The sequence below is a fragment of the Acinetobacter sp. BHS4 genome, assembly GCF_018454425.1.
Lineage (GTDB): Bacteria > Pseudomonadota > Gammaproteobacteria > Pseudomonadales > Moraxellaceae > Acinetobacter > Acinetobacter pittii.
Map to the genome: position 1 here is coordinate 3,332,367 of NZ_CP075323.1, position 11,848 is coordinate 3,344,214.

Annotated in this window: 12 protein-coding genes; all 12 read right to left on the reverse strand. The window is 40.6% G+C overall.

Features of this window, described 5'->3' with window-relative positions; all coding sequences use genetic code 11:
• Positions 1 to 149: 149 nt before the first annotated feature.
• Positions 150 to 1,559 carry a ribosome biogenesis GTPase Der gene (gene der / locus KIP84_RS16030; protein ID WP_005066184.1) on the reverse strand — a complete coding sequence of 470 codons (1,410 nt, stop codon included), beginning with the start codon at positions 1,557 to 1,559 and terminating at the stop codon, positions 150 to 152.
• Between the two features lie 188 nt (positions 1,560 to 1,747).
• Positions 1,748 to 2,893: an outer membrane protein assembly factor BamB gene (gene bamB, locus KIP84_RS16035; protein ID WP_086265030.1), complete on the reverse strand. Its 1,146-nt coding sequence runs from the start codon at positions 2,891 to 2,893 to the stop codon at positions 1,748 to 1,750.
• On the reverse strand, positions 2,893 to 3,591 hold the full coding sequence (locus KIP84_RS16040) for a tetratricopeptide repeat protein (RefSeq protein WP_170247645.1): 699 nt from the start codon (positions 3,589 to 3,591) through the stop codon (positions 2,893 to 2,895). The genes bamB and KIP84_RS16040 overlap by 1 nt, the downstream gene beginning before the upstream one ends.
• Before the next feature lie 28 nt (positions 3,592 to 3,619).
• Positions 3,620 to 4,912 carry a histidine--tRNA ligase gene (hisS, locus tag KIP84_RS16045; protein WP_213688903.1) on the reverse strand — a complete coding sequence of 431 codons (1,293 nt, stop codon included), beginning with the start codon at positions 4,910 to 4,912 and terminating at the stop codon, positions 3,620 to 3,622.
• On the reverse strand, positions 4,909 to 6,024 hold the full coding sequence (ispG, locus tag KIP84_RS16050) for a flavodoxin-dependent (E)-4-hydroxy-3-methylbut-2-enyl-diphosphate synthase (RefSeq protein WP_002115078.1): 1,116 nt from the start codon (positions 6,022 to 6,024) through the stop codon (positions 4,909 to 4,911). Before ispG ends, hisS begins: the two co-directional genes overlap by 4 nt.
• 21 nt (positions 6,025 to 6,045) lie before the next feature.
• Positions 6,046 to 6,837 carry a helix-turn-helix domain-containing protein gene (locus KIP84_RS16055; RefSeq protein WP_002114935.1) on the reverse strand — a complete coding sequence of 264 codons (792 nt, stop codon included), beginning with the start codon at positions 6,835 to 6,837 and terminating at the stop codon, positions 6,046 to 6,048.
• Positions 6,828 to 7,628: a type IV pilus biogenesis/stability protein PilW gene (pilW, locus tag KIP84_RS16060; RefSeq protein ID WP_199977444.1), complete on the reverse strand. Its 801-nt coding sequence runs from the start codon at positions 7,626 to 7,628 to the stop codon at positions 6,828 to 6,830. Before pilW ends, KIP84_RS16055 begins: the two co-directional genes overlap by 10 nt.
• Positions 7,629 to 7,642: 14 nt before the next feature.
• Positions 7,643 to 8,878, reverse strand: coding sequence for a 23S rRNA (adenine(2503)-C(2))-methyltransferase RlmN (gene rlmN / locus KIP84_RS16065; RefSeq protein ID WP_002115097.1), 1,236 nt, complete (start codon positions 8,876 to 8,878; stop codon positions 7,643 to 7,645).
• Positions 8,879 to 9,001: 123 nt separating this feature from the next.
• The gene (ndk, locus tag KIP84_RS16070; protein WP_000963851.1) at positions 9,002 to 9,433 is read right to left on the reverse strand and encodes a nucleoside-diphosphate kinase; all 432 of its coding nucleotides are present in this window, start codon (positions 9,431 to 9,433) and stop codon (positions 9,002 to 9,004) included.
• Positions 9,434 to 9,546: 113 nt separating this feature from the next.
• Complete coding sequence (gene iscX / locus KIP84_RS16075; protein ID WP_004698764.1) at positions 9,547 to 9,747, reverse strand: Fe-S cluster assembly protein IscX; 201 nt, start codon at positions 9,745 to 9,747, stop codon at positions 9,547 to 9,549.
• 99 nt (positions 9,748 to 9,846) lie between these two features.
• A complete protein-coding gene (locus KIP84_RS16080; protein ID WP_005066176.1) occupies positions 9,847 to 10,398 on the reverse strand; it encodes a phosphatase PAP2 family protein in 552 nt (183 codons plus the stop codon).
• A gap of 24 nt (positions 10,399 to 10,422) precedes the next feature.
• Positions 10,423 to 11,712, reverse strand: coding sequence for a glycosyltransferase family 1 protein (locus KIP84_RS16085; RefSeq protein WP_213689861.1), 1,290 nt, complete (start codon positions 11,710 to 11,712; stop codon positions 10,423 to 10,425).
• Positions 11,713 to 11,848 lie beyond the last annotated feature (136 nt).

Below are 11,848 nucleotides of genomic sequence, written 5' to 3' on the forward strand. Positions count from 1 at the left end.
ATTTTATAAAGATGCTGATTATAGCATTCGTTATAAAATTTACAAAAAATTACGTTTATCACTCACACTTTTTCATAACTCTTCGGAGTAGCTCATTTATTTGCAAAAAAAACCCAAAGAAGACTTTGGGTTTTTGAACAGTAAAAAACTTAACGGTTAAATTTTTTCTCTGCTTTCTTAAATTTCTGAATATAGCGACGGCGACGTGCAGCAGTACGTTCATCAACCTGACTCTTACGACCTTCAAACGGATTTTCAGAAGTTTTAAAGTCAATACGAACTGGCGTACCTTCAAGTTTATATACTTTACGGAACACATTTTCTAAGTAACGACGATAATCGGCAGGTGTCTTATCAACCTTATTACCATGGATGACGATAGTTGGTGGGTTCTGTCCACCCATATGCGCATAACGCATTTTAATACGACGACCGCTAATCATTGGCGGTTGATGAGCTTCTGTCGCATCACTCAAAATTTGAGTCAATTTAGCTGGTGATACTTTTAAGTTCGCAGACTCATAAGCACGGTGGATAGAAGGATATAAATCACCTACCCCAGTTCCATGTAAAGCAGAAATTAAATGGATTTTTGCCCATGGAATAAAGTCAAAACGACGTTCAACATCAAGCTTACATTGCTTGCGGTCGTATTCAGACATGTTATCCCATTTGTTGATGGCAATAACCATGGCACGACCAGCTTCAAGTGCATAGCCAATTAAATGTAAGTCTTGCTCAACAATACCTTCACGCGCATCGACTACAACTACGACAACATGTGCATCTTTCATGGCTTGCAAAGTTTTAACAATTGAGAACTTCTCAATCATTTCATCAACTTTACCTTTACGACGCACACCCGCTGTATCAATTAAAGTGTATTTACGGCCTTCACGCTCAAAAGGAATGTAAATAGAGTCACGAGTTGTTCCTGGTTGGTCAAATGCCACCACACGGTCTTCACCCAGCAAACGGTTGACCAGTGTTGACTTACCAACGTTAGGACGACCAATAATTGCTAAACGTAAACCAGTATCTTTGTCATGCTCTTCTGGATTTTCATCTTCTGGAACTTCTGCAAGTACATCTTCCAGCATTTGCTGTACGCCACGACCATGGCTCGCTGCAACTTGTAATGGTTCACCCATACCAAGTTTATAGAACTCAACCAAAGCTGCTTCAGCATGAACACCATCTACCTTGTTCGCAACAAGATAAATTTTCTTGCCTAACGTACGTAGTTCACGAGCAATTTGCTCATCAGAAGCTAACAACCCAGCACGAGCATCAACCACAAAAATAATAATATCTGCTTCGTTGATCGCTGTTTTTGACTGCTCGGCCATGTAGTTATCGATACCGCCTTCGCTCTCACCGATACCACCAGTATCAACAACAATGAAAGACTTATTTTGATAGGTCGCATCACCATATTTACGGTCACGAGTCAGACCCGCGAAGTCGGCTACAAGTGCATCACGACTCTTGGTAATCTGGTTAAATAACGTTGATTTTCCGACATTCGGACGACCAATGAGCGCAATAACGGGTTTCATACAATAACCTTAATTCAAGACCAGCCATATCTCATGGCATGAGCATTAGAAACAATACAGGAGATATATTTTAAGGTCAGATATGACCATAATAAAAGACGGGGCTTTGAACTGATTTAATTCAAACACCCCGATATTTTTTAACAGCGTAATTTGTTAAGCGGCTATTTTAGCACAAGCAAACGAAATTAACGATTCTGCCAAATACTTAAATCGCCTTTTCTGGTCGAAACGTAAAGTTGGTTCTCAATAACACGTAATGTATTGACCTCACCGCTTGTTTTTGAACGACCAATCAACTTACCTGTTGCAGGATCAACAAGATGTAATACGCCATCTAAATCACCAACAATAAGATCCGATCCCAACACAACAGGGTTACTTAAATGACGGTTTAATAAACTATCATTTTGCCAAACTTGTTCGCCTGTCGTTAAATCATAAGCAGTTAACTTACCATCAGTTGATGAAACAAATACTTTATTATCATAAACTTCTGGACGCTTCGTGCTGCTTGAGTCTTCACTCCAAACTACACGTTGAGAAGCTAGATCAGTTACGGTCACTTGTCCTTGGAAACTAGTAGTTACCATAAACTGTCCAGCAACAGTAGGATCACCATCGATATCAATCAAACGTTGAATATCAGAACGGCCTTCACTTACCGCAACACGACGTTGGAAACGTGGAATACCACTAATCGTATCAATTGCATAAACATAAGCATTCGCAGATGCGATTAATACAGTACGTGGGTCAAGGCTCACAGGTGATGCTTGACCACGTAAACTAAATTGGACATTTGGTAATTTATAAGCCCAAACTTGCTGGCCTGAAGCAGCATCATGCGCAAATACAGTACCGTCGTTTGCAATGGTGATAACGCGTCCAGACTGAACTAAAGAAGGACTTAATAGTGCACCAGATAACTGCGCAGTCCACTTTTGTTCACCTGTTGCCTGATCTAAAGCAAAAAGTTGACCTTTACTATTACCAACAACAACAATTCCTTCAGCAGCTTCAACACCAGAGCTCAAGCCTAATTTGCTGACTTTTTTCTCCCAAATGCGTTGCTTACCACGATATGCAGCGACCTCACCTTTTGGGTCAAGTGTAAAGACCACGCCCTCACTTGCATCAAGCTGCAAACGTAACGGATCTGCCTTATCAGTAGAAGAAACACTGCGCGAAAACACGGGTACTAGAGTCTTTTTCGACTCAGTCAATTTCGGTAGTGGATTTGGTTTTGCTTCTTTTACTTTGTTGCTAGAACATCCCACCAGTACAGCTGATGTGATTGCAATTGCCAAAGGCAGTTTGAATTTCTGATTCATTAAGACTCTTCCACCTGTGTTTCCAAAATTGGGCGCTCAATCTGTGGATCTTCAACTAAAACGCCAACACTTTCGAGTTTAATTTGTAAAATTTGTCGTTCTTGTTTACGTTCCAGTAACGAATCCCATGCAGCTTGATACGCTTTTTTAGCAGAATCAATATCTTTCTTAGCAACAAAGATATCGCCACGTAACTCTTCTACTGTTGCTTTAAACGCAGGATCGACGTTACCAGACAAAGTTTTCAGTGCTTCATCATATTTGTTTTGCGCCAATTGTGCATCTGCTAAACGCAATTTTACAACCTGAATCAAACCTTCATCTTTTACTTTTGAATTTTCGACTTTCTTCAATGCTTTTTCAGCAGCAGCATAGTCTTGTTTTTCATAAGCTAATTTTGCTAATACAAACTGAGTCTGTATCGCCTGAACAGAATCGATATCATCTTTTACGATTTTATCTGCCGATGCAGTGACTGAACTTAAAGCATTCGGATTATCGGCACTTGCATTTGCTTCATCCATTAACTGCTGTACTTTTGCAGTTTCTGTCTGGCTGCTCGCAAGATTTCTTTTTTGCCAGTATTCCCACCCAAAAAAGGCAATCAATGCAATGAGAATCCCGCTAATCATGGCAGAACCATATTTTTTGGCGAACGACTTTAAGCTGTCGAATTGTTCTTCATCACTTAAGCTCATGTGATTGTCCTTTTCCAGATGTTTCAGTTTATTTTGTAAATTTTTCGATTAAGAATGGTACAAGCTCAGCCAGCGCAACTTGAGACTGCTCAGCTGTTGCTAACTCTTTGATAGCAAGCTGCTGTGCTTCCCATTCACGCTCACCTAAAATCATGGCGTAAACAGCCCCAGCCTGATCAGCTTTTTTCATCTGACTCTTCATGCTGCCTTGTGAACCTGTTTTGATTCGAATACTGCTATTTGCAGCTTCTAACTGGTCACGTAATTGCTCCGCTAAAATCAAAGCTTTAGTTTGGTAAGCAGGTTCTGCAACCAAGAAGACTTCACAATCACGAATAACTTGAGCTTGTTCAACTTGCTCAAGTAGAAGCAATAAACGCTCCATACCCATCGCAAAACCAACAGCAGGTACAGATTGATCTGGCTTACCTTTTAGCTGACCAACTAAACCATCGTAGCGACCGCCAGCACACACAGTACCTTGCGAACCTAAAGCGGTAGTTGTCCATTCAAAAACGGTTTTATTGTAGTAATCCAGACCACGCACTAATTTTTGATTAATGACAAATTGGATGCCAGCAGCTGTCAAATAATCTTGTAACTGCTTAAAATGATCCAAGCTTTCTTCTTTCAAGAAGTCATGTAATTTCGGCGCATTTTCTAAAATTTTCTGAGTAGATTCAATTTTAGAATCTAAAATACGTAATGGATTCGTTGTTAAACGGCGTTGTGAATCTTCATCCAACGCATCTTTATGCTCGTTTAAAAACGCAACCAAAGCATTACGATACTCTGTACGCTCATCAGTTTCGCCCAAAGTATTTAACTCAAGCTGAACCTTATCAGCAACGCCCATACGTTTCCATAAACGAGCGGTCAACATAATCAATTCAGCATCAATATCAGGAGTCGCAATACCGAAAGTTTCCACGCCAAACTGGTGGAACTGGCGGTAACGTCCTTTTTGTGGCTTCTCATAACGGAACATAGGTCCCATATACCACACGCGTGGCGTAGCACCGCGCAACAAATTATGTTCAACTAAGGCACGAACACAACCTGCTGTACCTTCCGGACGTAAGGTTAATGACTCTGGTGGATTACCTTTGTCGAAAAAGGTATACATTTCTTTTTCAACAATATCGGTAGCATCACCAATAGCACGTTTAAACAAGCCCGTTTGTTCAACGATCGGCAAACGAATTTGTTGATATCCATAAGCATCCATTAAAGATGCTAAATGTTGCTCGAGACGTCTCCACGCTACTGTTTGCGTTGGCAAGATGTCATTAAAACCTTTGATTGCGACGATTGAACTCATGATGAACTACGAATAATTTCTTTAGATTTAGCTTCTTCAAGCTCTTGGACACGTTGACGAACCATAGTTTCGATTTCATCAACCAATTGATCGGTATCGATTAAATGGCTTTTTTCACCATTACGATAAACCAATGAGCGAGGCGCTGCCCCGACAACCCCGATATCAGCTTCTTTTGCTTCACCCGGGCCGTTTACTTTACAGCCAATTACCGACACATCCATTGGAGTACGAATATCTTCTAAACGCTCTTCCAACGCTTGCATTACCTGAATAACATTAAATTCTTGGCGAGAACAACTTGGGCAAGCAATAAAGTTAATACCGTTAGAGCGAAGCCCTAGCGATTTTAAAATATCAAAACCAATTTTGATTTCATCTTCCGGTTCGGCGGCAAGCGAAATACGCATCGTATCGCCAATACCTTCCATCAACAATCCGCCAAGGGCAATCGCTGACTTCACAGTACCTGTACGGTAAATACCAGCTTCAGTCACACCTAAATGTAATGGGTTATCAATTTGCTTTGAGAGTAAACGATAAGCATCCATAGTTAAAAATACATTTGATGCTTTTACGCTGACTTTAAATTCATGGAAGTTGAGACGATCTAAAATATCAATATGACGTAGTGCTGATTCGAGCAGCGCCTCACCTGTAGGCTCACCATATTTCTTTTGTAAATCTTTTTCTAAAGAACCCGCATTGACCCCAATACGCATAGAAATGCCATGATGACGCGCCGCAGCAACCACTTCACGCACTTTCTGATCTGAGCCAATATTACCTGGGTTAATACGTAAACAGTCTGCACCATAATCTGCAACAGCTAGAGCAATTCTATGGTCAAAGTGAATATCAGCCACTAATGGAACTGAAACACGTTTACGGATCGCGCCAAATGCTTCAGCAGCCTCCATAGATGGGACCGAAACACGCATAATATCAGCACCTGCATCAACGCAACGCTCAATTTGAGCAACGGTTGCATCGACATCGCAAGTTTCGGTATTTGTCATACTTTGCACACTAATAGGTGCATCGCCACCGACATACACCGAACCAACACGGATTTTACGTGTTGGTCGACGTTTAATTGGGTTCTCTATCATTGTATCGCTCAACTCATGGTATTAGCGGGATAAACGGAATTCTGCTTTACCGTTTACCGTATATGGAGACAATGAAATCTGTTCTTGGTTTAGACTTAATGACACAGCCGTTGCATCATCAAGACGAATCTGGAATGGAGACTCACCAGTTAAGTTTAAAGTTGATGACTGACGACCTGTCGCCAAAACTTTACCCGTTGCATCAACAATATGAACAGAAGTTGGTCGGTTAAAGTTTAACACCAATTGGTCACCCACTGTTGAGGTGGTAGCTCCTTGCATAGGTAAAACTTCAACATTCGATTGATTTACTTTAGGTAAATCAGCATCTTCTTTCTTTGAAGTCCATTTTTGGACACCCATAACAAGCAATGACACAACAGCAAGAATTACAACAGCAAGAAGTGCGCGCTTTAACCATTTCTTATTACGATCACTATTAGAACCCGGGAGTTTACCCATGATTTTAATTGGTGAATTATTTAAGGCATGATTTGGTAACAGCCCAGTATCATTTGCATAAATCTCATCGAAACGCTGAATAATTGCGGTCGCGTCCGTATTTAAATATTTTGCATATGAACGGTAATAACCCTTAATGAAAGTCGCTTCCGGCAATGATTTATAGTCATCTTGCTCTAAAGCGGTCAAGGTCTTAACCGGCATATTTAAATCTGAAGAAACTTGCCCTAACTCTTTATTCTGAGCAACTCGAATTTGACGTAAATACTCACCAGGACGTTGAATATTTCCTAAAGCAGAAGTCGGTAAGCTTGAGCCAGTTGGCTGCTGTGAATTAGGATTTATTTCCATACGGCCTCAGTACTATACTGTAATTGCAAATAACGTTGATATTCTGGACTTTCCGGGAACAAGGCACGTAACTGGTTTACTAACACTTGCATTCCCATTTTATCCGCATTGGCTCGAGCCACTCTTACACCAATCCAAAGTGCTCTTGCACCCTGATTTTTCTGCCCCACTGTACGAACATATTGCTCATACATTTGTGTAGCAGCCGGAATCTGCTGCTGCAAATAAAAAATTTCCGCTAACTCTAACATTGAAATATAAGAGTCGCGGTTAGCAAGGAGTGCTTGTTTGAATGTTTTTTCAGCATTCGCAACATCACCCAATTTTAAATAAATACGCCCCAGATTTTCTAATGCCTGATAGCGTTGGTCATAACCTAATGTTGCGCCAGCAATACGAAATTGCTCAACCGCATCATTATAACGCTCCATTTGATATAAATAAGTACCATAATTATTATGTGCTTGAGCATTATCCGGTTCAGATGAAATTGCTCGTTTGAAATAATGTTCTGCTTTTTCTAAATTGGGTTTGCTACCTTCTTGCTGTAGCAAAATACCCATCATCATATTTGCAGTAGCATCGCGGCTATCTACACTTAAAGCTTGATCAAGAGCTCGCTTTGCTGAGTCCAAGTCACCCGAACGGATATGTTCAGCAGCAAGTTGTGTACGCACCTTTACCGCTTTCTCTGGGTCTTTTTTTTGCGTATGCGTTGTCTGGCAACCACTTGCCAGAAATGCAACTGCAATCCCCATACATAAGACCGTTTTTAACTTTGGAATACTCAAAGCCTGCCCTCAATTTATCCTTGTGTACGCAAAATCTCTTGACGCTGTGTGACTTTTTTCTGCCACTGTTCTGCACGGCGGGTTCTGTCAGCCACCTGACCCACTAACTGTCCACATGCAGCATCAATATCATCACCACGTGTTTGACGAATCGTACACACAAATCCCGCATCAGACAAAGTTTTTTGGAACGAGATAATACGATTTCTGCTTGAGCGACCATATGGTGCATGCGGGAACGGGTTAAATGGAATCAAGTTAATTTTACTTGGTAAATTTTTTAATAATTTAATCATTTGCTGTGCATGTTCAGGCTGATCATTTACGCCTTCTAACATCACATATTCAATCGTTACATGTTTACGCGTACTTTCATTACCATCTTTGGCAATATAACGCTGACATGCTGCAATTAACTGAGCCAATGGATATTTTTTATTAATTGGCACAAGCTCATTACGTAATTCATCGTTTGGCGCATGTAAAGAAATGGCTAAAGCGACATCAATGTCTTTTGCAAGCTGGTCAATTTTCGGTACAACACCCGATGTCGATAAAGTCACACGACGTTTTGACATGCCATAAGCAAAGTCATCAAGCATAATCTGCATTGAGCTTAATACAGCATCATAGTTGAGTAATGGCTCACCCATACCCATCATCACGACATTGGTCACTGAACGCTCACGCTCAGCAACAGGCACTTCTTCCATATAAGAATAGTTTGCCATCCAGAGTTGCCCAATAATTTCATCTGGCGTTAAATCACGTTGGAAACCTTGTTTGCCTGTTGAACAAAATGAGCAATCTAATGCACAGCCCACTTGAGAGGAAATACAAAGTGTTTTACGTAATCCAGTTTTATCTTCGGCAGGAATTAATACAGTTTCAACCAAAGAACCTGCACCCTCACCTACGCGAAACACCCACTTACGTGTACCATCTTTTGAATAATGACGATGAACCACTTCAGGTGCTTTAATTTCACAAATCTGCTCAAGCTTCGCACGTAGTTTGCCTGAAATATTGGTCATTTCAGCAAAGTCAGTAACAAAGTATTGATGTATCCATTTCATGACCTGTCCGGCACGAAACTTCTTCTCACCAATATCTTCAAAGAATTTTTCTAACTCAGGACGAGACATGCCGAGTAAATTCACTTTATTTTCGGCAGCAGGGATTACCGGCGTGGACGAAGATTGCTGCTGTCCATCAAGATTTTCAGATGAAACGACCACTGCAGAGCTCATGTGTATTTACCTAAACCATGTCAAAAAAACTGAAGTATTGTTCAAGAATCAAACAATATTCTCTTAAGAGAATAAAAAAACCAGATAAGTAGTATACCACTTATCTGGTTTGAATGCTTTCGATTAACGAGTGCGTGGGCAGATCTCGTTGTCAGCAAAGAAGTAAGCAATTTCACGCTCTGCAGAAGCAACTGAGTCAGAACCGTGAGCAGCGTTTTCGTCGATGCTTACAGCGAAGTCAGCGCGGATAGTACCAGGAGCAGCTTCTTTAGGATTTGTAGCACCTAAGATTTCACGGTGTGCAAGAACTGCATTTTCACCTTCAAGAACAGATACTACAACTGGACCAGAAGTCATGAATGCAACTAAGTCACCAAAGAAACCACGTTCTTTATGCTCAGCATAGAAACCTTCAGCATCAGCTTGAGAAAGGTGTTTCATTTTAGTCGCAACAATTTTTAAACCCGCTTTTTCAAAACGAGCAAAAATTTCACCGATGTGGTTTTTAGACACTGCATCAGGTTTTACGATAGACAAAGTACGTTCAATAGCCATGAGTGGCTCCTTTATTTTAAGATTTAAACTTTAAAAAATTTGCCGCATTATACCGATGTCATAGGCAATAATCAGCTTTGAATGTGTAAAAGTTGCGATTTTTTCTACTGTTTTTAGCGAACTTCGTCTATCCAGGCCATCTGAATACCTTCTAGCAATCCTTCTGTCGATTTATTTGGGTCATCACTGAAGTCTGGCAATGCGCACACCCATGCATGTAAATCGGTAAAACGGATCCATTGCGGATCAACTTCTGGATGTGCTTCTGACAATTCAATGGCAATATCAATCGTATCTGTCCAACGTAAGCCCATAGCGGCTCCTATCTGTTTAATCTGCTAAATCACGAACTGTGTACTTTAGCAAATCCACAAACTTAATCGATAGCTTAAGCTGATAAAAATTACCGATACTTATAAAGCGATGTTCAATAATGGCGCCACAAAAATAATCGTAGCCGCGACCGCTGCACCAATTAGCGCACCAACAATCACATCACTTGGATAATGAAGGCCCAATACCATCCGTGACAAAGCGACAAGCACCATAAATGGGAACATGGCTGCAAGCAGAACTGGCTGGATGTAACCCAATACAATTGTCACCATGACCGCATGAAGCGTGTGTCCTGATGGAAAACTAAAGTGATCAAGCGGTCTTTCACCAAGTACAATTACCTGATGCACCTGATAAGGACGTGGTCGCGTTGTTTTATGTTTTAAAAATTTATAGATTGCTGTGCCAACAGAACCACCTAATAACAAATAGATGATTTGCAAGCTATAGTTAATGCCTTGCATACCCCACACGATTGCCAACATTAGATACCAAAATGGACCATCACCAACACGACTGATAATTTTAAAAAAAAGAGCAACACGTTGTGAGTGAGAGAAATTGTTCAGATATAAACAGCCTCTCAAATCTAAATCGAGTATTTTTATTTTTGCATTCTTAAATTTCATGGTCATTCTCCTATCTTAGGATACTTAGGTGAAGTCCAACGAGGGCTCCTTCACTACCTGATAAAATGCCTGCTCCAATTGCTGAACCGGAAGTTGCCAACCGCTTTGCTGTACTTTATGACAGGCTTGTACGCCCATTTCTCTAAGTTGTTTTACTGAAGGAAGCTGATAAATTTGTTGTATAAAGTGGTTTTTTTGTCCAAGTGGGCTTAACCAGCCATTCACACCATGTGTTAAGTATTGATGTGCACATGCATAATCATACGCTATAACTGGTAAACCGCTTGCCATTGCCTCTAAAACTACGTTACCAAACGTTTCAACTTGACTCGCAAATACGAATACATCTGCACTCGCATAAGCAGCCGCCAAATCTTGACCTCTCAGACTTCCGGTAAAGATAACACCCTTCGCTTCAGGTAGTGACTTTAAACGAGCAAAATCTGGGCCATCTCCTACAATAACCAATTTAGTTTTATTTAGCTGAATGGTTTGCAGGTTCGCATAACTTTCAATGAGAACTTGTACTTCTTTTTCGGGAGACAAACGCCCCACATAAAGCATAACGCGTGTATTCTCATCAGCATCCCATTGTTTTCGCAAATTTTCAGAGCGATGCTTCGGTGAAAATCTGGTTGTATCTACGCCACGCCCAACGACAACCAGTGGACAAGTAATACCAAAACCGCGTAATGCTTCTTGAGTATCTTTACTCGGCACACAAGTTACTTGCGTATTGTTGTGAAACCAGCACAGGTATTTTTGAATCGGTTTGACTAAAAAAGCCAAATCGAAGAAACGACTAAAGTCTTGAAATGGCGAATGAAAGCCGCTCGAAACAGGAATAGCTTTTGCCTTAGCAGCCTGCATGGCGGTTAAACCTAACGGCCCTTCAGTCACGATGTGCACGACATCTGGCACAAACTTTTCAAAAGCTTTCGATACTTTTAAATATTGTGGCCAACCAAATTGTAAAGTTGGATATTTTGGAATCGCCTGCGACATCACCAGACATTCTTGCTCTGGCATAAAGTCATGACATTTCGCTTTTTGCTCTGGGCGAATCAGTAAAATCTTATGCCCCTGTTTTTGTAAACCTTGGCATAACTGTAATAATGATAGTGCCACACCATTGATTTCGGGTGGCCAAGTTTCCGTTACAATCGCAATTTTTAAACGTGGGCGCACCAAATCATGCAATGAATGTGCATTAGATAGCTGCTGCTTTTGTTTAAAAAAGAATTGGAAGCTTTCAGGAAGTTGCTGTTGTTTTAATAGTGCTGTCGCATATGAACTTTGCATAGCGCCATCCATCAATGTATTTATTTTCATGCTTAAAGATTAAGCAGTTTTTTTGACATTTTGATGATAAATGCATGACAGTTTACTGACATGAAAAATAAAAAAAGCACACTGATGACAGCATGCTTTTTCTTAAATTCTAGTAACT